Raw genomic sequence first — 23,619 nt, forward strand, 5'->3', positions numbered from 1 at the left:
TAGCCTTTTAACAAGGCTATTTTGCTTTAATCTGATTTGTTTACATCAACATTGTTGATTCAAAATATTTTAGGTGTCTATATCGGCGGTGTCTACCTCTTCCCATTCCGAACAGAGAAGTCAAGCCCGCCAGAGCCGATGGTATTGCCGTAACAGGTGGGAGAGTAGGTCGATGCCTTTTTTTATACAGCAAAAAGCCTCTAGAATTATATTCTAGAGGCTTTTTGCTGTATAATGCTTTTTTATAGATCTGTAATTGTACAATTGGAATTTATAATGGTATTATTTATTCTGTTATTATCATAACAATATTACGAAGTTCTACTTATTTAGTCGTTAAATTTTTATAAACTTGAATATTGAAATGTATTTTACGCATTTCTATATGCTATACTGGATTATGAAAATTAAATATATTGTCATTGCGCTACTAATTCTTGTATTTGGATACTTGATCTGGCAAAGAATAACGACAAATAAAGAGAAGAATGAAGTTCCGACAGCCGGAAAAGGAAAAGCGGCTACCATGTCTGTATATGGTGCTGTTATTTTTGCTGAATCGTTCGCTGATAACCTTAATCTGACAGGTACCATTGAACCAGATGAACAAGTGGAAATTCGTTCTGAGGTTTCTGGATTAATAGATCAATTAAATTTTTCTGAAGGAAGTCGCGTAAACAAAGGTGCTATACTTGTGAAAATCGTTGCCTCAGATTTATTAGCACAATTAGAGCAAGCTAAAACAAGAACGCAATTGACTTCGGAAAATGAACGAAGAGCAAAACTGCTACTGGAGAAAGAGGCGATTAGTCAAGAGGAGTATGATATTGCAAGTGCTGATTATAGAACGGCGAAATCGCAAATCGCATATATCGAAGCACAATTATCTAAAACATACATACGGGCACCATTTTCTGGAATAATTGGTTTGCGATCTGTATCTAAAGGCGCATATATCACTCCTACTACCCCTATTGCGAAACTTGTAAAGTCAGATCGTGTTAAATTATCATTTGCGATCCCAGAAAAGTATGTAAGCAGAGTGTCGGTGGGTAAAAAGATTTCATTTACAATTCCTGAATCTAAGGAGGTTTTTGCAGCAGAAATTTTTGCTATTGATCCTGCTGTTGATTTGACAACTCGAACTTTACTAATAAAAGCTCGTGCTGATAATTCAAATAATAAATTTGTTCCTGGTGTCTTTGTGAATGTGATCTTACCACTGGAGAGCATTGATGATGCTTTAATGGTTCCTTCCGAAGCACTAATTCCTATACAGAATGGAAAGAAAGTATTTGTTGTAAAAGAGGGGAAAGCAAGAGAGGTGATTGTAGAAACAGGAGGAAGAACTAAGGATAAGGTGAATGTATTGTCTGGTTTAATGAACGGTGATACTGTTTTGACTACAGGAGTAATGTCGCTGAAGAATGATGTTAAAGTGAAGGTTAAATTACGTTAATCGTGTTATATGAGTTTATCTACAACAAGTATTAAACGCCCAGTATTAACTATTGTACTGAATTTGATGTTGATCTTATTTGGTATCATTGGTTATTCCTACTTGGGTGTACGAGAATTCCCTTCTATTGACCCGGCTCAAATATCGGTTAGGACAAGTTACGCTGGTGCTAATGCCGATATTATCGAGTCTCAGATTACGGAACCTTTGGAGAAGGCTATTAATTCCATCGATGGGATCCGAAATATTTCCTCATCGAGTAATCAAGGTACTAGTAATATAACGGTGGAATTTAATCTAGGTAAAAACCTAGAGGAAGCGGCAAATGATGTGCGCGATAAGGTGTCACAGGCTGTTCGAAGTCTACCTCAGGATATTGATGCAGCACCTGTGGTATCAAAAGCTGATGCAGACTCTGAACCTATTATTACCATGACAGTGCAAAGTTCTGAAAAGAATATTTTGGAATTGTCTGATTATGCTGAAAATACGATTTCACAGCGTCTTCAAACAATTCCAGGGGTTAGTTCGGTACAAATCTGGGGGCAGAAGAAATATGCTATGCGACTTTGGCTAGATCCAGTCAAATTGAATTCTTATGGTGTTACTGTTCTGGATGTGCGATCTGCTTTAAACCTACAGAATGTTGAATTACCTTCTGGTAAATTAACGGGTTCTAACACGGAGCTGACAGTAAAGACCATCGGTAACTTGGCTTCGGAAGAGGAGTTTAATAATATTATTATTAAATCGACAGGAAATAGTATTATCCGTCTGAGTGATGTTGGGAAAGCTGCGCTAGAGGCTGAAAATTTCGAAACTAAAATGTCTGACTCAGGATTACCCATGTTGAGTATGGCTGTGATCCCACAGCCCGGTACGAATTATCTGGAAATTGCAAAAAGTTTCTACAAGGAATTTGATCAGTTGAAAAAGGACCTCCCTGATGATATTGTCATGAAAATAGCGCTTGATAATACGCTTTTTGTTAAGCGTGCTGTTCTAGAAGTCGCGGAAACATTATTGATTTCTGTTGTACTGGTGGTCCTCATCATTTTCTTATTCTTTCGGGATTGGTCGATTGCATTTCGACCTTTAATTGATATACCTGTTTCATTAATTGCTACATTTTTTGTGATGTATCTCTGTGGTTTCTCGATTAATGTGTTAACGTTATTAGCGATCGTTCTTGCTACAGGACTTGTTGTTGATGATGGTATCGTCGTCACAGAGAATATATTTAAGAAAGTGGAAGAAGGTATGTCTCCTATTCAGGCGGCTATTAAAGGTTCTAATGAAATTTTCTTTGCTGTTATATCGATTTCTATTACACTTGCCGCTGTATTCTTACCAGTCGTGTTTTTAGAGGGATTCGTAGGTCGGCTTTTTAGGGAGTTCGGAATCGTTATTGGAGCTGCTGTACTTATCTCAGCATTTGTTTCCTTAACATTAACTCCGATGTTGAATGCTTATTTAATGAAGGGCGGAGAACAGAAGAAAACTAAATTTTATGATCGGACAGAACCTTATTTTGTGGCGCTAACAGATGGATATGCAAGTTCTCTGATAAAATTTTTGAAAAAGAAATGGATCAGTTATCCAATTGTTTTAGCTTGTTTTGGTCTTATTTATCTTTTCTTTAGCTTATTACCAAAGGAAACGGCTCCCTATGACGATAGAAGCTATCTGACAGTGCGAGTCACTGCTCCTGAGGGTGTATCTTATGATTATATGGATCGTTTTATGACTGAATTAACAACTCTTGTCAATGATTCAGTTCCTGAAAAAGATGTCAGTTTGGTGATTACTTCTCCCGGATTTGGGTCAGCCGCGGCTAATAGTGGTATGATTCGTCTTGGTCTTGTACAGCAGGAGGACCGAGAGCGTACGCAGGCGGAAATAGCACGTGATTTGTCCCGTTTAACGCGATCTTCTTCTGAAGCTAAGGTTTCAGTTATGGAACAACCGACTATCTCTGTGAATAGAAGAGGAGGGCTACCTGTTCAATATATTATACAGGCTCCTAATTTTCAGAAGTTGGAAGAGAAAATACCTGAATTTATGGACGCGGTGAATGATGATCCAACTTTTTCAATCTCTGATGTTAATTTGAAATTCAATAAACCTGAGCTTTATGTCAATATTGACCGTGAAAAGGCCCTAAGTTTAGGTGTTTCTATATTAGATGTTGCTCAAACATTACAAATGTCTCTTTCTGGACAGCGATTTGGGTATTTTATGATGAATGGGCGTCAGTACCAAGTTATTGGTCAGTTTGATAAAAAAGATACGAGTACGCCACTCGACCTTGCCTCGATCTTTGTTAAGAACAAGGATGGACAATTGATTCAGCTGGATAATATTGTAAAGATTGAGGAACGGAGCAGCCCTCCTCAGCTATATCATAATAATCGCTACATGTCTGCTACTGTTTCTGCTGGTTTAGCCCCAGGAAAGAGTTTAGGAGAAGGAATAGAAGCAATGGACCGGATTAAAGCCAAGGTACTGGATGAGACTTTTACGACAGATTTAGGTGGTGAGTCGAGAGATTTTAAAGAGAGTGGATCCAATACAATGTTTGCCTTTGGTTTGGCTTTACTTTTAATTTATTTGATTTTAGCAGCGCAATTCGAAAGTTTTATTGACCCTTTCGTCATTATTATTACAGTACCACTAGCCGTTGCAGGAGCATTATTTTCACTTTGGTTATTTGGTCAGTCTTGGAATATATTTAGTCAGATTGGAACGATTATGTTGATTGGACTGGTAACGAAAAATGGTATTCTAATTGTAGAATTTGCCAATCAGTTAAGAGAAGAGGGGAAATCTAAATATGATGCAATTGTTGAGGCTTCTGCTGGACGATTACGCCCGATTTTAATGACGTCTTTAGCAATCGCGCTTGGAGCATTGCCGATTGCCTTGTCATTGGGAGCAGCCTCTACAAGTCGTATAGGAATGGGCGTTGTTATCGTAGGAGGAACTATGTTTTCACTCGTATTGACTTTATTTGTGATTCCTGCAATCTATTTAATGTGGTCTAGAATAAAGAAACACAATCCTGAACTGACGAATATTGAAGATTAATATGAATAAGATTTTTTATCTACTAGCCTTGCTTTTTATTCCTGTAGGCAGTGCTTTCTCACAAAATGTACTTACTGCTCACGATGCAGTTGCTATAGCTATGGAAAATAACTTTGATGTATTGTTGACAAAGAAGGATGTGATCATCGCTAAGGAAAATGCAACATATGGGAATGCTGGAATCTTACCAAATCTTACTGCAAATTTTAGCCAGAGCAACAGTAATCAAAATTCCAAGCAAACACAAAGTACAGGTGAGGTGAGAGAGTTGGAAAACGCAAAAAATAACAGCATGAATTATGGTGTTAGTTTAGGCTGGACCATTTTTGATGGCTTTGGTATGTTTGCGAGGTACGAGAAATTGAATCAACTGAAAGCAAGGGGTGACCTCGAGTTGAAATCGATCATTTTAACGACTGTTGGCGATGTGCTGAATATGTATTATACAATTGTTCTGGAAGAGAATCTTTTGCACACCATAGATTCTTCAATAGTTATTTCCACTGATCGTTTAAAAACGGCAGAAAATCGTTTTCAAATTGGAAAAGCTTCTAAATTGGAAGTTCTCAATGTACAGGTGAACTTAAATGCGGACCAATCCTTGCGATTAAAAAAATTGGAAACAATTGCCAATTTGAAAACGGAGTTAAATAGATTGATGGCTCGGGATTTAACGATAGATTTTGAGGTTCAATATGAGTTTCAATTCAATGAGAATTTGGAAATTAATGCTTTACTAGAACAGGCTACTAATCAAAACATCGAGCTCCAATTAATCAAATTGGATAAACGTTTGGCCGAGCTGGAGCAAAAGGATGTCCGCTCGAAACGCTTACCTGTTGTTCGTCTTAATTCTGGCTATAACTTTTCGTCATCAGAATCTAGTTTGGGATTTGTTTCTCAATCTAATGCAAGAGGTTTGACTTATGGTGTAACGGCATCGATGAATATTTTTGATGGTTTTAATCAACGGAGGAGTGAGCGAGTGGCTAAACAAATGGTGGAAAAAGCCTCGATTCAAATTGAGAGATCCAAAGAACTCATTAATGCCACTATTTTGAAAGCATATCAAAGCTATGTGACAAATATCAGCTTAGCTAAACTGGAAGAGCGAAATGAAAAAATCGCAAAGCAAAATTTAAATATAACTTTAGACAAGTATAAGATAGGTACGATAAGTGCAGTTGAATTTAGAGATGCTCAAGAAAACTATGTAAATGCTATGAGTAGGCTTAAAGAGGCTAGCTATCAGGCTAAGCTGTCTGAGATAGGTTTAAAAGAATTAGTCGGTAACTTGGACCTCTAACTCTTTTATAAATAAGCTAAGAGCCTTAAAAGGGCTCTTAACGTCCATCTTCTGTATAGAAGTCTAATAAAGAGCTCATGTATGGATCATCCCATCCATCAACAATATCATCATAAGCTTCATCAGGTATATTGACGTGGTTTATCTCGACTGAAGTTCCTTTTTTGTGTTCATGTAGTTTGATGGTAACAATGGAATCAGCCTCTTCTTCTCCAAAATACCATTGCTGAACAATCGTTTTATTGGGAACCAAATCGATAAATTTTCCTGTGATAGCACCATCCCACATCGAGAACTCACCACCGATAACAGGATCGATTTCTACTAAATCACCTGTCCAAAGACGTATGGTAATGTCCGTCTTCAGTGCTAGGTATATTTCTTCTGGCTCTGCAGGTATTATATAATATTTTTTGAAATCTTTCATAGCACAAAAATACGTTAATTATGAAAGAGTGCCTTCATCTATTTTAATCTTTTCTTGAATGAAAAAGGCTCTTGGAAAATATTTAGAAAACTGTTATTTGTTTTATGATGGGGTGATCTAACAGGGAACAGCTTGGTAAGAGCTCGTGCAATATCTGATCAGTTTTAATTATGATGGAATAGTATCTTGTTCGGCTTTTGAGGAGAAGCTATAGTTAATAGTACTATTTTTGAGTTAAAATAGGGTGTTGTACGATCAGTTGACAAATATCTTTTGCAACATCTTCTTTTGATTTTAATGTAAATTCTTGAATATGCTGAAAACGGTCAATTACAGTTACTTTATTGGTATCTGTTGCAAAACCTGCTCCTTTATCCTGCATTGAATTTAAGACAATGAAATCCAGGTTTTTACGTATTAATTTATCTTTTGCATGCTCAACTTCGTTATTTGTTTCTAAAGCAAAGCCGATTAAGAGCTGTTTTTCTGTTTTCTTAGTTCCGATAGATGCTAGAATATCTGTCGTTTTCTTGAGTGCAATGGAGAATTGATCTTCTTTCTTTTTTATTTTCTGCGAAGCAACTTCGATCGGAGTATAATCCGCAACAGCAGCACTCATAACAATAATGTCTGATTGTGAAAAATGTTGTACGACAGCTTCAAGCATTTCATGTGCAGAAGTAACTTGAATACGATCTACGTTTTGCGGGGCGTCTAAAGCGGTAGGTCCACTGATTAAGGTTACCTTAGCACCAAGAGCTACAAGCTGTTTTGCTAAAGCATAGCCCATTTTTCCACTAGAATGATTCCCAATAAATCGTACAGGGTCTATCGCTTCATATGTAGGTCCAGCAGTGACTAATGCATTCCTTCCGCTTAAAGGGAGTTGAGGAGAAAAGCTTTGCGTAATAAAATCTAAAATTTCTTCAGGTTCTGCAAGTCTTCCTTCTCCAATTAAGCCGCTAGCTAGTTCTCCATTACCTGGATGAATTATTCTGTTTCCATAGGATTGGAGTAAGCGGATATTGTTTTGAGTCGAGGGATGTTTCCACATGTCTAGATCCATCGCAGGAGCTATAAACACAGGACATTTTGCAGATAGGTAGACCGCAGTTAACAAGCTATCACAGATTCCATTTGCGAGTTTTCCAATAGTATTGGCAGTTGCTGGTGCAACCAGTATCAGATCAGCTTGTAATCCGATATGGACATGATTATTCCATTCCCCTGTTTTAGGATCGAAATAATCGATTAAAACGGGGTTATTTGAAAGGGTTGACAACGTGAGTGGCGTAATAAATTCAGCCGCTTCTTTTGTCATAATGATCTGAACATTCGCTTTTTCTTTAACTAGCAGTCTAGTCAAATGTGCAATTTTGTATGCGGCAATACTACCGCATACAGCAATCACAATATTTTTTTTAGCTAAGCTCATATCAACTGAGATAAAGCAAATTATTCTTGCTCTTTAGCGGGATTTCTGAAATAAACCTTATCGTGTAAGAATTCATCAATCGCAATAAGTGTAGCTTTTGGCATACGCTCATAGTGTTTTGAGATTTCAATTTGCTCACGGTTTTCGAATACCTCTTCTAAGTTATCATTGTTAGTAGCAAATTCTGCAAGTTTGCTGTTCAACTCCTCTTTGATGTCAACAGAAATTTGATTAGCACGTTTGCTGATCACTACGATTGACTCATAAATATTGTCGGTAACGGTGTCTAATTGTCTTAAATCACGAGTTACAGTTGAAGTTGCTACAGTGCTGTTATTTTTTTGACTCATTTTTTTGGGTATTATCTTTATTATCTTTATTTTCTTTAGCGGCTATTGCTGCTTTTCTTTCTTTTTCTTGTTCGGCTATGGCTTTATTAACAGTTGCCATGTAGGTCGCCGCAGTTTTCATTTTTTTCTCGGCGCTATCACGAAGAGATTCAACTTCCTTCATATATTTGCTATTCGGGAATGACATTGCAAAAGAGCGATAATAGTCAATAACTTCAGAAAAGCGATCTGCTTGCTTGACAGGACTACTCTGAGTTGCAAGTTTATACTGAGACTTTACCGTAAGGTACTCAATTTCTTCTGCATACTTGGTATCAGGATAGGCTTTCAATACATTTTGCAATGCAATCACAGCAGCTCTATAGTCATCGTTTAATCCCATGTCATAGAGCAACCTAGCATTTGAAAATGCTTTAAGCTCTAATTTATCACGCAGCTTTTGAATTAATTCACCAGCTTCTTTTGCCCTTTCAGATTCAGGATACAAATTGACAAATAACTGTAGTGCATCGATTGCTTTCCTTGTATTCTCTTGGTCAAGACTTGACTTTGGAGAATCTAGATAATAACAATATGCAGACATAAAACGACATTCTTCGGCTCTAGGACTATTGGGATAAACATCTGCGAAATCTTTAAAATGATAACGTGCAGAGGTATAATCCTTTAGTCTGTAGCTTGCAAAAGCTGTGAAATAATATAAATTTTCTGCTTCGGCCTGTCCTCTAAATTTAGTTCTTAAATCTTCGAACAATATTAAAGCCTTGCTATATTTTTTGTTTTCGTATAGTTTTACCGCTTCTTCGTACTTCTGAGCGATATTATTGCTTGCTCGCAACTTCTCAAACTTACTCTTACAGCTACTGAACGATACCAATAACAAAATTCCGGCACATAAAGCCGCTATACGCCTATTTAAAAACATTTTACAAAGATAAGTGAATTTGTAATACTAATCAATTAAATTTTTATGTTGCAATATAGTGCAATATTGGAAGCTATACAATGAATTTAATCATATTAACTTTTTTTAACCATAAATTCTGGAATGTTAATACTATTGTCATTTGCTTGTTTAAAAACAGTATCAATCGGATAGTCTTCTTATCATTTTAGTAAATTTTGATTATATTTACATTCAAATTGTTTTTAGTATGACATTAAAAGAAAGAGTTGAACAAGCATTGGATACAATTAGACCGTATTTGGAAACTGATGGTGGTGATGTTAGTGTGGAAGAAATCACTGCAGATAATGTTGTTCGTTTGAAATTATTAGGAGCATGTGCTTCATGCTCTATGAGTATTATGACTTTTAAGGCTGGTCTTGAACAAGCTATTAGAAAGGCTGTGCCTGAAATTACTGCTGTGGAAGCGATTAATATTACGGACATGAATGACCCTAATGCTAGTTTGCCGACACCTAAGGCATTATAATTGACCGCTTTAATTAACACAATTTAACAGCAGTGTAACTGTTAATGTCTTAGATTTGTGCTATGAAATTCAACTACCACTTTATTTTTGTTCTATTTTTCATCCTCTCTGGGTATGCTTCATATTCCCAAGAGCGTAAAATCTTGCAGTTTAGTGGTATTGTAGAAACGATTAGCTCTGGTCTTCCTGTGGGCTATACAACTATAACGAATGAAAGCTTTCGCAATGAAGCCTATATGGCCAATAACGAGGGCTTTTTCTCTTTTGTAGCGCATGTCGGAGACACGCTCCGTTTTACATCTGTCGGTTATGAGACCTTAAGGTATGTTATTCCAAATATTCAGGGTGATCGTTTGTCCACTGCGATCGTTATGAAAAATCTGATTACGGAGTTACCGATGGTGACACCTTATCCTTGGGCAAGTATTGAGGAATTTAACATTGCATTTATGAATCTGGAGGTTGATTCAGACAATATTATTCGTGCGAAGCGAAATTTGTCGAAGGAATCTTTAGATGCTTTGGCAGCTAGAGTACCTCGAACTGCCGATGAGATGCATAATTATAATGTAAATGATAATCATCGCAGTATGAATAATAAAGTTATTAATCAGCGGTATGCGAATCCTCTATTAAACCCTTTTGCTTGGGGCAGCTTAATTCAACAAATTTCCAAAGGGAAAAAAGGGAAGTAAACTATCCTTTATTCTGTCGCTTCTAATTTATTTAATTCCAGTACACTTATTTTCGAAGTAAAATAGGCAATTAATCCGGCTATACTTGTTATGGTAAAGAAGACGATGACAAAGTCTGTCCAACGGATTGCAATGGGGTAGCTGTCAATTAACATATTAGCTCCCTCTTCCACTTTTATGATACCATAGTTTATTTGTAAATAACAAAAGATGTAACCAATTAGCAAGCCCGTTACACAACCCACTAAGGATATCATTAGTCCTTCATAGAAAAATATTCTTTGTATTAACGAGCTGTTAGCACCGAGATTCTTTAAGATGTTCATATCTTCTTTTTTATCTAGTACGAGCATGGTTAATGATCCTACAATATTGAAAAGGGCAATTATACTGATCAATGTCAAAATAAAAAATACGGCCCATCTTTCAACGCGAACATTTTTATAAAGAGTCGGATTTTGTTCTTCCCTGTTTTTTACAACATATTTTTCTCCAAGATCCGTCTGTAGTTTCTTTTTGAAATGTTGAAGATTTGCTTTGTCTTTTATATAAAATTCAATTGCTGAAACGCGATCATATTCTCCAAGCACTTCTTGTGCAAAGGAAATTGGGGTGATAATTAAATTGTCAAAATCTTGTTGACTTTTTAATATTCCTTTTGGCTGTATAGATCTGATATTAAATTCATCGGCAGGATTTGCTGCATTTTTAGCTCCCTTTCTAGGTGAATATACATCAATATTACGGAGGCCACCGTGAATAGATACGCCCAAGTTTGCTTGAACACCTGCTCCAATAACGGCAGATGGAATACTGTCAGTTTGCAAGGTATAACTTCCACTTATTAATAAACTGTCTTTGCTTTTATGGTCTATTGAATTTGCCTGAATACCTTTAATAGTACCAATATACTGGCGGTTATCGTATTCCAATAGTACCTTTTCCTGCAGTACTTCGGTGTAATCGATTACATTGGAATCTTTCTTTAGCGCAAGGATAGGAGGTTGATTTGCATCAAACAGCTTTCCTTGGGCAGGTTCTATCTTTATTTCTGGCACAAATTGGCTGTACATGGAAATTATCAGGTTTTCCATACCGTTAAATGAAGAAAGTAAGATAATGAGTGCCGCACTGCTTACCATAACGCCAACGATGCTAATACCTGATATAATGTTGATCGCATTAACAGATTTTTTTGAAAATAAGTATCTTTTAGCAAAAAGGTATGGTAAGTTCATTGTGATTAGCCTCTAATAAATGGATTGGTCGCTTTTTCAAAACCGATGGTCGTAGTCGGTCCATGCCCAGGATAAATAGTAACTTCATCGGGAAGTATATATATTTTTTCCTTGATATTCTTTAATAACAAATCATGGTTACCTCCTGGAAGATCTGTTCTACCAATGCTGTTTTTAAATAAAACATCGCCGCCAATCAGAAATTTTTGCGGCTCACTATAAAAGCATAAATGAGCAGGGGAATGACCAGGAGCAAATATAATTTTCAATTCATGATCACCAATCTTTATCACATTTTCTTCAGTAAGAAATGTTTCTCCAATCGGGGAGATATCATACCTGAAACCCATTTGTGGAGCATAGTTCTGTACCTCGATCAATACCGGAAGTTCTCCCTCATGAAACTGGGGATAAAGACCATAAGTGTCAAATATAAATCTATTACCTAGCACATGGTCAATGTGACAATGTGTATTTAATAAGATCTTTGGATTTAAACTATTTTGCTCAATGAAATCTGTTAACGTTCTTTCATCAGCAGGTCCATACATGCCGGGATCAATGATGACACAGTTTTTTTGTTCATCATAAATGACGTACGTATTTTCTTGGTAAGGGTTAAAGGTAAAAGTCTTGATCTGCAACATAATTTGTAAAAATAAAGTTTTATTTCGAATGTAAGGTATTCAACTGATCTTCTATAAGGCCACTGTGAATGAATAATTATAATTACAATTCATTCCAAATTTCCCAATTTTTTTCTGCCTGAAGTTCTAGCATTTCCAGTCCATTCTTAATTTTTGCACCATTGTTTTTCCCTTTTTTAAGAAATGCGGTTTCTGCTGGATTATAAACAAGATCGTATAATAAATGCTTATTGCCAATATATTCATAGGGAATATTGGGCGCATCTTCCATATTAGGGAAAGTTCCGACAGGCGAACAGTTAATAATAATATAATGTTCATTGAGGATGTCGGCATCAAGTTCGCTGTAAATCAGATTATTTTCACTTTTATTCCGGCTAACAAATTTATAAGTAATTCCAAGTTCATTTAATGCATACTCCACAGCTTTCGCTGCACCCCCATTGCCTAGAATCAATGCTTTTGTATGTTGCTCTTCCAGGAGTGGTTTCAGCGATTCTTTAAAGCCGTAAACATCCGTATTGAAGCCTTTTAAGTAAGGTCCTGACGGCGTATGTTTAATCTGAATACAGTTGACCGCCTGAATTGCTTCGGCCTCAGGAGATAGCTCCTGAAGATAAGGTAGCACATTGATCTTATGTGGTATTGTTACATTAACACCATAAAAGTTTTGATCGTTAAAAATCCGTTCAAATTCCCGAATGTCTTCTATACTATATAAATCATAGTTAATATCTGTAATAATTTCTTTATCAAATTTATCCAGATAGTATTTTTTAGAAAATGAATGTCCTAATGGAAAACCGATGAGTCCTAATTTCTTCATTTATTTAGGAGTATATTTTTTTATGATTTCTGAAATAATATGATTTCCTTGCAATTGCGGAAGATAATCAAAAAGAATATAATGTTTTTCAGGGTCGGTTGCCAAGCCTAATTCAAGAAAAACTATAGCATCATTGTACTTGCCATTAGCAAATAAATAGGCTACCATTCTAAAATATAATTCGGCAGCTTCTGGGTTATTCGTAATAGCCTCCGATACAATTTCAATTGCCTCATCTACTTTATCTTGTTCAAAGAAGATCGAAGAATAATCTAACCAGGCATCAACATCTAACGGGTTTAATGCGACAACCTTAGCATAGGCTTCTTGTGCAAGATCAATCTGTTTTAATTTATAGCGAGCATCCGCGATTGCAAACCAGTAATCTGGATTAGCATCGTCAAGTTCAAGTGCTTTTTTATAAAAATGGAGTGATTCAAAGTGTCTTTCTTCAAAGTCTAGTGTAACGCCTATCCCAAACCAGGCATCAGCTAAATCACCGTCCATTTTGACTGCTTTTTTATAGAAAACTCGAGCTTCTTCCATTTGCTCTAATTTTTCTAGGCATTCTCCTATAGCACAATAGGTGTCGGCGCTAGGTTTTTCATATTCAAAAGTTTGTTTATAGACCTCTAGAGCCTCCTGATAACGATCAAGGTTTACTAAAGCATTTCCTTTATTGAAGTATGCTGAAGAAAAATTTTCTTTAATTAAAATAGCATAATCGTAAGCATCAATAGCTTCCGGATATTGCGTCAGCTTGTGATATGCGTTACCTAGGTTATACCAGGCATAATAAGAGTAAGGCTCTGAATCGATGTATTTTTTATAAAACTCTACGCTCTCCTCTTGTTTGTCCAATATGTCATAGCAGTAAGCGAGTTCATAAAGTGCTTCCTGATTTTCCATATTGAGTTCTAGCGTTTTCTTTAAATAGTAAATCGCTTTTTCAAAATCACCTTCTCCCTGATAAACTACGCTAATGTGGAAATAGATTTCATCTTTATTGTCAGAGAGGCTCAATGCTTGGAATAATTGTTCCTTAGCTTCGTTAAATTGCCCTCTAGAACCATAGACTCCGCCTCGGATAAAAAAAATATCTCCTTCAGAGGGTTCTAACAATTCCGCTTTTGCCAGTGCATGCAACGCTTTATCAAATTGCTGTGTTGAAGAATAGAGTTGTGCCTGTTTGAGTAAAAATGTAATATCAAAAGGGTGCTGATTAATTGCATAATCGGCAACCTGTAATGCTTTTATAGGATCATTTTTTTCAATGTAATAGTCTATAATCCCTTCAAATGCTTTGGAATCAAAGAAATATTGGTCTTCGTTCCTAATCATTTCTTCGTACCGATCCACCGAGATTTTTCTTTCCTCAGGGGATTCAAAATCAAATTCCTCTTGCATCATCCTTATTTAATCTATCAATAAACCCAACTTAGTTGAAAATAGTGATTTTTAATAACTATGTCTAATTAATTTACTAACAAAATTAATTTCACTTTACAAAGATACGGATTAAAGTATGCAAAATAAAAAAGCCGATTCGCAAGAATCGGCTTTCTAAATTATATGTTAGCTATAATTATTTTTTGATCTCAACACGACGGTTTTGAACACGACCTTCTTCAGTTGCATTAGATGCTACTGGATTAGCCTCACCGTAACCGTTAGCTGTGATTTTAGAAGAAGCAACACCAGCGTTAACTAAGTATTGTTTTACTGCGTTAGCACGGTCTTTAGATAAAGAAACGTTGTAAGCTTCAGAACCTTCAGCAGATGCATAACCATCTAAAGTAACAGAAGAGTTGTTATCACGAACTTCTTTAGCAACTTTGTCTAATGTAGCGTAAGATTGAGTTTTCAATACAGAGCTATCAAATTCAAATTGAATAGGAGCAACGTAACCGTTTGATGAAGTGAATTCATTTGCAACTGGCTCAGGGAATTTGATTTGACGACCAGATCCATCAACTACTGCACCTGCAGGAGAGTTAGGCTCTTTATCGAATTTATCAGAAACACCGTCACCATCAGAATCAGTATTTAAAGCATTAACTGTACCTTCTAAAGTAGATACGCGTTGTTTTAAAGCTTCAACTTCGTTACGTAATGAAGGATCTTTCAATTCATCATACATTGTAGCAACTGGGTTAGCAAAAGTCAAGTTTTGTTTGTCTCTTGAACCTAAAGTGAATTCTAAACCACCGTATACGTTAGAGAATTTACCTTTAACATCTGAACGTCCTGGGCCAAACAATAAGTTGTCATCAGTGAAGTTCATTGTGTAACCTAAGTTTAAAGCAACAACTTCAGATAATTTGAATTTAGCACCAACACCTACCGGAACGTAAGCAGACAATTTGAAATCTCTATCTCCAACTTTTTCACGGTCTCCGAAAATTTCTTCACCCCATTTACCTTTGTTTGAATATTCTGCACCAGTAAAGTCATTGTTCGCAAATTGAACAGGATTACTAGCCATAACACCTAAACCAACTTTAGCGTAAAAGTTTACTGAATTTTCTCTTCTCAAGAAATCGATAGTACCTAATTGGAATACACCATTTAAGCTAGCAGCCCAGTTTACTTCAGTTTCAGCAGATTTAGCACCACCAGAAAGCCATTTTGTACTTTCAACTGCATTGTTTTTGTTGAAAGTTTTAACTTTACCACGGTTACCTTCTAATTCTAAACCGAATAAGTGAGAAAATTGTTTACGAACTGTTAATCCGTAGTACTCACCTACTTTATTTTGGAAGTAACCAACTTTCTGACCGAAGTTGTTAGATCCACCGACCAAAGCGTTAGGTGTAGTGATACCACCTTGAACACCGATTGACCAAGTTCTGTATTGTGATCTTCCACCAAATACAGTTTGAGCTTGTGCTACATCAGCGAAGCCTAAAGCGGCAACTAAGGAAGCAGCAACAGCTGTTTTTTTAATTGTAGAATAGTTCATACTCTTGTTTTAAGGTTATTATTAAATTTTAATTGTTCTTGTTTTGTATGCAATTGTTTAAAGTGCAATCACGGTTTGAAATAATCAAACACCGTGCCGAAATTAAAAAAGGATCAATTGTTTTAATTCTTACTATAATAAAAACTCATTTTTCCCGCTTTTATTGCAAAGCAGTAAAACAAAAATCCGGACGAATGTACCAAATTTTTGTTTTACTTTATATTTTTTTGAGAAAATACTTTAAATTATTACAATATGTAGTGTATAATAAACAATGTGATCGCCCCAAGCAATGCGGAGACAGGAATAGTTAATACCCAGGCCCATAATAAACTAATAGTAACTCCCCATCTTACTGCCGAAACTCTTTTAACAATACCTACCCCGATAATTGAACCGGTGATGGTATGTGTAGTAGAAGCTGGAATACCGAAGTGTTCAGTAAGTCCTAAAGTCAAGGCACCTGCAGTCTCTGCTGCTACACCTTCCAAAGGAGTCACTTTTGTAATTTTAGTACCCATTGTTTTTACAATTTTCCAACCACCACTCATTGTTCCCAATGAAATTGCTAGGTAACAGGTTAATGGAATCCACTCGGGCATGTGCTCTGTGTTGGGTAAATAACCTCCTGCAACCATTGCAACTAAGATAATACCCATTACTTTTTGCGCATCATTACCACCATGAGCAAAACTTAATGCCGCAGAAGAAACGAGTTGCAATACTTTAAACCATTTCTCTGCCACTGCAGGTCTTGAGTTTTTGGCAATATTAATAATGACAAGTGTAATGATAATGGATATGATCATCCCGATAATGGGGGCGAGGACAATAAAGGCAATGATTTTTAATGTTGCATCAATGTTAATCGCATGGATTGGATCTCCACCTACAATGAAAGCATAAGCCATACCTGAACCTGCAAATCCTCCAATAAGCGTGTGAGAAGAGCTGGATGGTACACCATAGTACCAAGTGAAAAGGTTCCAACCTATTGCGGCTAATAAACCAGCAAAAATAACTTCTAATGTAATATATTCTTCTAATACAGTTTTTGCAACCGTATTGGCCACTTTATGGTCGGTAAAATAAAAGTAAGCTGCGAAGTTGAAAATCGCGGCCCACAATACTGCCATAAAGGGGGTTAGTACTTTTGTTGAAACAACTGTAGCAATTGAGTTGGCCGCATCATGAAAACCATTAATGTAGTCAAAAGCAATCGCTAGTATAATTACAACAATTAATAATGTTGACATCATAATATGAATGTGTTAATATGCTAAATTCGCAATTATGCGTTTTTAACCAAGATGCTTTCTAATACGTTTGCTACGTCTTCACATTTGTCTGTAGCGTCTTCCATTGCAGATAATACTTCTTTGTGTTTAATTAAAGTAATGGCATCTTTCTCGAATTCGAATAAATCAGCTACCGCTTTGTCAAATATATAATCAGCTTTATTTTCAACACTGTTGATACGAACACAAGAATCTGTGATGTTACGAATATTTTTTAAATCTTTTAATTCAAAAATTGCTTTTGCAACATGGTCAGTAGCCTCAACAATCAGATCCGCCATTTCTATCATGGGTTCAGTTGCTTTTTGAACCTTGTATAGATCCATTTTATTAGAAGCACCATTGATGAAGTCAGCAACGTCGTCTAGTGAGCTTGCTAATGCGTGGATGTCCTCACGGTCAAAAGGAGTGATAAAATTTTTACCTAATTCTAAGTGTATTTGGTGTGTGATGTTGTCACCTTTATGTTCTAAATCTTCGATTTTGCGAACGATTTCTTTACGTTTTTCCGCGTCACTAGCGTTAACGGCTTCTTTAAGTAGCTTAGACATTTCTATCAAATTACTACCTGCTTGTTCAAATAAAGGGAAAAACTTTTTATCCTTAGGAACGAAATACTGAAAAATGCTATTTAAAGACATATCATTATTAATTATTTTTTGCGAAATTACTAAGTTAATGTTAAGTTAATGTTAAGTTTTGAGGAATGTTAAGTTGTGTTTTGTTAACATTAGATTTGCGAAACTTTTTCTAAAGTAAACCCAAATGTTGTACCTATACCTTCTGTACTTCTTACATTTACATTTTGCTGATGTGCTTCAACAATGTGTTTAACAATGGATAAACCAAGGCCAGAACCACCTATCCCCCTAGATCTACTTTTATCGATTCTATAAAATCGTTCGAAAACACGGCTTAGATTTTTCTCTTCAATGCCATAACCATCATCTGTTATCTCCACCAAAACTTGTTCAAATAGTGGGAATATCCTGATTTGGCTTTTGCCCCCGTTCTTACCATATTTAATGGAATTCTCAATTAAATTGACAAGTACTTGACTAATCTTATGCTTGTCGGCTTTCACCCAGTATGGAGTACCAGGTTTAGTTTTTAGTTGGACCTCTATATTATGTGCTTTTGCTTTGTCATCCAGAGATTCTTTCGTTTCTTTAATAAGTTCTACGATATCAAATTTTTCGATATTTAAAACCATTTTACCAGATTCAAGTTTTGAGATTTCGTCTAAATCTTGAATGAGGTAATTCAAACGATCTACATTTTTAGATGCTTTGTTTAGAAATGTCTTAGCCATCTCGATATCCTCTTCCATCAGCCCATCCTGTAATGTTTCTATATATCCTTGTATAGAGAATAAGGGAGTTTTAAACTCGTGTGAAACATTTGACAAAAATTCTCTTCGAAACTTCTCCTGTGATCTAAGTTGTTCTATTTCTATTTTCTTTGCTTTTGCCCATGCCTTAACCTCATTTTCGGCATCCCCTATAGGATCTGCTGTAACATGTTCACCCAAAGCGTCCTTTAGATCCTTACCTAATTTTAGGTTATGAATCAGTTTGTACATGGTATTGATCCTTTTATAGATGTAGCGTTCAAATACAAAGTTGAACATGAGAAAACTGATCAGCGTAGAAACGGCGAAAATGATGAGGAAAGATTTCCAGTCCGAATGATAGTAAAAACTAACAGCAGAAATAGCTAATCCTACGGCTAATGAACAATTTAAAACAAGTTGTCTAAAATTCATGTATGTAATAAAAAAGGCTTTAGTAAAAATACCAAAGCCTAAGTTAGTGATTCCTATATTAATAAATTGTTATAATTTTCCTATGATCGTTTTACCTCCAACCACTTTATCGCCAATATTGACATCGATCTGTGTTCCCAGGGGGAGGAATAAATCTACTCGTGATCCGAATTTAATAAAGCCAAATTCCGAACCTTGTGTAACAGCATCATTTTCTTTTAAATACCAAACAATACGACGGGCAAGTGCTCCTGCAATTTGTCTAAAAAGAACCTCTACGCCATTAGCATTTTTAACAACTACTGTTGTTCTTTCATTGTCTGTTGAAGATTTTGGATGCCAAGCGACTAAAAACTTTCCTGGATGGTATTTGAAATAGCTGACCATACCAGAAATCGGGTTACGATTTACGTGTACATTTATAGGTGACATGAAGATGGAAACCTGTAATCTTCTGTCATGAAAATATTCGTTCTCTTCTGTTTCCTCTATCACAACAACTTTTCCATCTGCAGGACATAAGATCGTTCCTTCTTGTACAACGATTTGTTTTGTTGGACTACGGAAAAATTGAACAATCGTAATAAAAAGAAATGCTGAAAGGATGTAAATTATCCATTTAATAACTTCAGGAGCATCATAGTAGTCCGCGATTGCGTTAGCAATAAATATTACTAAAACAGTAATTGCCAGACTTGTATATCCTTCTTTGTGAAATTTCATGTCTATAAGTTTTTTGCAAATATAATCAAATAGTCCTATTGTCCTTTTTCTCGATGAATTATTATCGGTAGGACTTCAATTTTACCTTCCGAATTCTTGTACATTTTACCTGTTACTGTAAGTATATCAGCTATTGGTTTACCATTTTCTAATGATGGATAATAGAAGCTGATATCCGCAATTAATTGTTCCAGTATGTTATTAAGATTTTCAGAGGATGTCTTTTTTATAAAATCTACTTTTGAAGGATTCCCTTCTTTATCTAATTTAGTTTTGTATTCAAAACTCTCTTCTGTAAAGTTTTCAGCACTGATTAGGATCATTGAATTGGTTAGTTCTTTACTAATGAGTATATTGAAGTTAGAGAAATCGTCAAAATTACATGCTTTGAATGTAAGAAATTCTCCTCTAGAAAAATTATCATAGGGAATAATGCCAAATTTACTATGTCGGTAATTATTGTCCAAAAAGTAATCCTCTCCGATTAGTAGATTGCCGTTTTGATATTTTTCCAATGCAATTAATGTCTGCTTACCTCCTTTGTCATGACCTAAAATTTGCCAATTTCCTTCTTGTTTACCATCTTTAATTTTTCCTTTTGCAAGATAAAATTCGAAACCATACTGATTGTAGCCTTCAAATGGTATTGAAAAGGAATAGTTTCCTTCTCCGTCTTTTATTTTTTGAGTTCCGTTCGGAAGCCAGAAATCTTGAATCAGAATAACGCTATCGGTATATAAAAGCTCCATAGCCACTTTATCACTTGGGTAACGATGTATAACGTTACCCATCGGCATATCATTCTTAAATGTCGCTTCCCATTTCAATATCCCATTTGGATGATATGCTTTAAAAGTACCTTCTTTACTTCCGTTAATATAGTTTCCCTCTAGAATTAAGCGGCCATTGTTATTAAAGTCTTTAAATGCACCGTCAAATTTTTGCGTCTTCGGATTTAATGTCGCAACACGTTCTATGGATTTGAACTCACAAGATTTGTCAGCTAAATAATAATTCTTATCAAAATAGAATCGGAACATATTGCTATCTAATTTTTCATAATAGATTGCTTTTTCTTGTCCAAAGGCAAAATTTAGCAACAAAATCAAGGATGATAATATGAACAGAAATTTTTTCATAATTCTTGTTTACAAAATGTTATTAATGTGCTTCCAGCCAGTTTTTACCCTGTCCAATCTCTACTACCAGTGGAATTTCTGTCTTAATCGCGGTCGTCATTTTTGTTTGGATGATTTCTTTAAAAATTTCTACCTCATTTTCTGGGATATCAAAAACAAGCTCATCATGTACCTGCATAATCATCTTGCCGGATAATCCCTGCTCGGTAATCGCTTTCTGGATTCCAAGCATGGCTATTTTAATTAAATCTGCTGCCGATCCCTGAATAGGAGCATTAATGGCATTTCGTTCAGCAAAGCCCCTAACAGTCATATTGGCCGAGTTGATATCTCTTAAATAACGTCTTCTTTTGAGGATTGTTTCCACATATCCATTTTCTTTTGCAAAGTCTAAAACCTCGCTCATGTATTTTTTTATCCCGGCATATTGACTAAAGTACTGATCAATAATTTCTGCTGCTTCTTTGCGGGGAATAGCAAGACTTTGGGATAGCCCAAATGCAGATTGCCCATAGATAATACCAAAGTTTACTGCTTTTGCATTTCTACGTTGATCTGATGTTACCTCCTCTAGCTCTAAACCATAAACTCTGGCTGCTGTGGCGCGGTGAATGTCATGACCGGAAGTAAATGCTTCCATCATATTTGGATCTTTACTCAACTCTGCAATGAGACGCAGTTCAATTTGAGAATAATCGGCAGAGAGTATAACATTATTTTCATGACGCGGAATAAATGCTTTTCTAACCTCACGGCCTCTTTCTGTGCGAATCGGAATATTTTGCAAGTTGGGATTGGTTGAACTTAAACGGCCGGTCGCAGCGACAGCTTGATTGTATGAAGTATGAATTAAACCGGTATCAGGATTAATTAAACCAGGGAGTGCATCTACATAGGTCGATTTTAGTTTTTGTAGCTGTCTAAAACTTAATATATCTTGTACGATATCCGATTTATAAGCTAAAGCCAATAAAACATCTTCGCCTGTTTTATATTGACCTGTTTTGGTCTTTTTCGCTTTTGGATCTAATTTTAATTTATCAAAAAGCACTTCTCCAAGTTGTTTTGGTGAAGCGATATTGAAATTAACACCTGCTTTTTCATAGATAGTCTCCTCCAATTGTCGGATATCTATTTCAAGATTTTGTGAGAACTGTTGTAATGCATCGGTATCGATCCGAACACCGTTTCGTTCTATCTCTGATAAAACATATACTAATGGAAACTCGACTTCATTTGCTAAATTTAGCGTATTTGTTTCCTCCAGTAGTGGTTTGAAGATTTCTTTGAGCTGTAAAGTAATATCGGCATCTTCGGCGGCATATTCCTTGATGATCTCCAGCTCAACATCGCGCATATTACCTTGTTGTTTTCCTTTGCTACCAATTAGTTCTGTGATAGAAAGGGGCTTATAATTAAGATAGTTTTCGGCAAGTACATCCATACCATGTCTGGTGTCCGGATCAATTAAATAGTGCGCCAGCATCGTATCGAAAATAGGGCCTTTTACTGCTACCTGATATCTCGCTAATAACAAAATGTCGTATTTGATATTTTGCCCTATTTTTTCTATTTGTTCATTTTCTAAAACAGGTTTAAAAATATTGATCACCTCCTGCGCTTGGTCACGATCCGCGGGGGTTGGCACATAATATGCCTTTCCTTTTTCAAAAGCAAAAGAAAGACCTACAATAGCGGCCAAATTAGCATCTAAACCCGTAGATTCAGTATCAAAACAGAAGCTGGAAAGTGTTGCTAGTTGTTTTGCTAGTGCTTCTTGCTCCTCTTTGGTATTCACTAAAATATAATCATGTGGAGTGTTCTCAAGGCTATTGACTGGCCCTGTGTAGGGTACTCCTTCTTCTGTATCTATCTGTTGTGGCAATGAAAATAAATCCATTTGACCATTTGTACTTCTAGGAGCATCTGCTACACTATTGGTTTCTCCAAAAACACGTTTACCTATTGTTCTAAATTCGAGTTCGTTGAATAAGGGTTCTAGTATTTCTTTATTAGGTTCTTCTATTAATAAGTTTTCTTCTTCAAGTTCTACCGGGACATCCAGCAGGATGGTGGCTAATTTTTTTGAAATCAAACCTTGTTCAGCATAATTTTCAACGTTTTCACGTTGTTTGCCTTTCAATTTATCTGCATTTGCAATGATATTTTCCATTGATCCAAATTCTTGGATCAATTTTTTAGCTGTTTTTTCACCGATACCCGGTATTCCGGGTATATTGTCAACAGCATCACCCCAAAGACCTAATATATCGATCACCTGATTGACGTCTGTTATTTCCCATTTTTCAAGAATTTCTTTTACCCCTTGTATTTCAGCACCATTACCCATACGGGCAGGTTTGTAGATAAAGATATTTTCAGACACAAGCTGTCCAAAATCTTTATCTGGCGTCATACAGTAAACGGTGAAGCCTTTTTTTTCTGCTTTTTTTGCAAGCGTTCCGATGATATCATCGGCCTCGTAACCGTCCTTTGTAATAATGGGAATATTAAAACCGGTGATTAATTTGAAGATATAGGGTATTGATGCTGAAAGATCTTCAGGCATCTTTTCGCGGTGTGCCTTGTACGATTCAAATTCAATATGACGTGCTGTGGGTGCTTCAGTATCAAACACTACTGCTAAATGAGATGGTTTCTGATTTTTTAATATTTCTAACAAAGTGTTAGTAAATCCCATTATCGCACCGGTATTTAAACCATTAGAGGTAATACGAGGTGTTTTGTTTAATGCAAAATAGGCTCTGTAAATCAGGGCCATTCCATCTAGAAGAAATAGTTTTTTCACGAATGCTAATTTTAAGG

At 36.0% G+C, this 23,619-nt stretch carries 20 protein-coding genes and 1 rRNA gene; 6 read left to right on the forward strand and 15 right to left on the reverse strand.

Annotated elements, in window-relative coordinates; genetic code table 11:
* Positions 1-69 precede the first annotated feature (69 nt).
* The 4 genes from rrf (at position 70) to WH188_RS10580 (ending at position 5,852) form a co-directional block, all read left to right on the forward strand.
* Positions 70-181: ribosomal RNA gene (rrf, locus tag WH188_RS10565) — 5S ribosomal RNA — on the forward strand.
* Between the two features lie 219 nt (positions 182-400).
* The gene (locus WH188_RS10570) at positions 401-1,459 is read left to right on the forward strand and encodes an efflux RND transporter periplasmic adaptor subunit (RefSeq protein ID WP_339423908.1); all 1,059 of its coding nucleotides are present in this window, start codon (positions 401-403) and stop codon (positions 1,457-1,459) included.
* 9 nt (positions 1,460-1,468) lie between these two features.
* Entirely contained in the window at positions 1,469-4,546 is a 3,078-nt protein-coding gene (locus tag WH188_RS10575) for an efflux RND transporter permease subunit (protein WP_132770033.1), read from the forward strand.
* Position 4,547: 1 nt separating this feature from the next.
* Positions 4,548-5,852, forward strand: a complete 1,305-nt coding sequence (locus tag WH188_RS10580) for a TolC family protein (protein ID WP_206368580.1) — start codon at positions 4,548-4,550, stop codon at positions 5,850-5,852.
* Positions 5,853-5,889: 37 nt separating this feature from the next.
* On the opposite strand, the gene WH188_RS10585 is transcribed toward WH188_RS10580, so the two are convergent.
* The 4 genes from WH188_RS10585 to WH188_RS10600 form a co-directional block, all read right to left on the reverse strand.
* Positions 5,890-6,279, reverse strand: a complete 390-nt coding sequence (locus tag WH188_RS10585) for an SRPBCC family protein (protein WP_339423909.1) — start codon at positions 6,277-6,279, stop codon at positions 5,890-5,892.
* A 223-nt stretch (positions 6,280-6,502) separates the two neighbouring features.
* A complete protein-coding gene (gene coaBC / locus WH188_RS10590; protein WP_132770031.1) occupies positions 6,503-7,714 on the reverse strand; it encodes a bifunctional phosphopantothenoylcysteine decarboxylase/phosphopantothenate--cysteine ligase CoaBC in 1,212 nt (403 codons plus the stop codon).
* 20 nt (positions 7,715-7,734) lie between these two features.
* Complete coding sequence (locus tag WH188_RS10595) at positions 7,735-8,064, reverse strand: DNA-directed RNA polymerase subunit omega (protein ID WP_132770029.1); 330 nt, start codon at positions 8,062-8,064, stop codon at positions 7,735-7,737.
* Complete coding sequence (locus tag WH188_RS10600) at positions 8,048-8,989, reverse strand: outer membrane protein assembly factor BamD (RefSeq protein WP_132770027.1); 942 nt, start codon at positions 8,987-8,989, stop codon at positions 8,048-8,050. The genes WH188_RS10595 and WH188_RS10600 overlap by 17 nt, the downstream gene beginning before the upstream one ends.
* A 229-nt stretch (positions 8,990-9,218) precedes the next feature.
* Here WH188_RS10600 and WH188_RS10605 point away from each other — a divergent pair, with 229 nt between their 5' ends.
* On the forward strand, positions 9,219-9,500 hold the full coding sequence (locus WH188_RS10605; protein WP_021190738.1) for a NifU family protein: 282 nt from the start codon (positions 9,219-9,221) through the stop codon (positions 9,498-9,500).
* A gap of 62 nt (positions 9,501-9,562) precedes the next feature.
* Positions 9,563-10,195, forward strand: coding sequence for a hypothetical protein (locus WH188_RS10610; RefSeq protein WP_021190737.1), 633 nt, complete (start codon positions 9,563-9,565; stop codon positions 10,193-10,195).
* Positions 10,196-10,203: 8 nt separating this feature from the next.
* On the opposite strand, the gene WH188_RS10615 is transcribed toward WH188_RS10610, so the two are convergent.
* From WH188_RS10615 to polA, 11 genes are all read right to left on the reverse strand, one after another.
* On the reverse strand, positions 10,204-11,433 hold the full coding sequence (locus WH188_RS10615; protein WP_021190736.1) for an FtsX-like permease family protein: 1,230 nt from the start codon (positions 11,431-11,433) through the stop codon (positions 10,204-10,206).
* A 5-nt stretch (positions 11,434-11,438) separates the two neighbouring features.
* The gene (locus WH188_RS10620) at positions 11,439-12,080 is read right to left on the reverse strand and encodes an MBL fold metallo-hydrolase (protein ID WP_132844408.1); all 642 of its coding nucleotides are present in this window, start codon (positions 12,078-12,080) and stop codon (positions 11,439-11,441) included.
* 82 nt (positions 12,081-12,162) lie between these two features.
* The gene (locus WH188_RS10625) at positions 12,163-12,906 is read right to left on the reverse strand and encodes a shikimate dehydrogenase family protein (protein WP_132770023.1); all 744 of its coding nucleotides are present in this window, start codon (positions 12,904-12,906) and stop codon (positions 12,163-12,165) included.
* Positions 12,907-14,313, reverse strand: a complete 1,407-nt coding sequence (locus tag WH188_RS10630) for a tetratricopeptide repeat protein (protein ID WP_339424106.1) — start codon at positions 14,311-14,313, stop codon at positions 12,907-12,909.
* A gap of 178 nt (positions 14,314-14,491) precedes the next feature.
* The gene (locus tag WH188_RS10635) at positions 14,492-15,868 is read right to left on the reverse strand and encodes an OmpA family protein (RefSeq protein WP_132770022.1); all 1,377 of its coding nucleotides are present in this window, start codon (positions 15,866-15,868) and stop codon (positions 14,492-14,494) included.
* A gap of 248 nt (positions 15,869-16,116) precedes the next feature.
* Entirely contained in the window at positions 16,117-17,127 is a 1,011-nt protein-coding gene (locus WH188_RS10640) for an inorganic phosphate transporter (protein ID WP_132770020.1), read from the reverse strand.
* A 32-nt stretch (positions 17,128-17,159) separates the two neighbouring features.
* On the reverse strand, positions 17,160-17,807 hold the full coding sequence (locus tag WH188_RS10645; RefSeq protein WP_021190730.1) for a DUF47 domain-containing protein: 648 nt from the start codon (positions 17,805-17,807) through the stop codon (positions 17,160-17,162).
* 89 nt (positions 17,808-17,896) lie between these two features.
* Entirely contained in the window at positions 17,897-18,931 is a 1,035-nt protein-coding gene (locus WH188_RS10650; protein ID WP_132770019.1) for a sensor histidine kinase, read from the reverse strand.
* Positions 18,932-19,000: 69 nt separating this feature from the next.
* Entirely contained in the window at positions 19,001-19,654 is a 654-nt protein-coding gene (locus tag WH188_RS10655) for a phosphatidylserine decarboxylase family protein (RefSeq protein WP_132770017.1), read from the reverse strand.
* 35 nt (positions 19,655-19,689) lie between these two features.
* Complete coding sequence (locus tag WH188_RS10660) at positions 19,690-20,793, reverse strand: toxin-antitoxin system YwqK family antitoxin (RefSeq protein ID WP_339423910.1); 1,104 nt, start codon at positions 20,791-20,793, stop codon at positions 19,690-19,692.
* A 22-nt stretch (positions 20,794-20,815) separates the two neighbouring features.
* Positions 20,816-23,602, reverse strand: a complete 2,787-nt coding sequence (gene polA, locus WH188_RS10665) for a DNA polymerase I (protein ID WP_339423911.1) — start codon at positions 23,600-23,602, stop codon at positions 20,816-20,818.
* Between the last annotated feature and the right edge of the window lie 17 nt (positions 23,603-23,619).

The sequence above is a fragment of the Sphingobacterium sp. MYb388 genome, from assembly GCF_037479535.1.
Taxonomy (GTDB): domain Bacteria; phylum Bacteroidota; class Bacteroidia; order Sphingobacteriales; family Sphingobacteriaceae; genus Sphingobacterium; species Sphingobacterium anhuiense.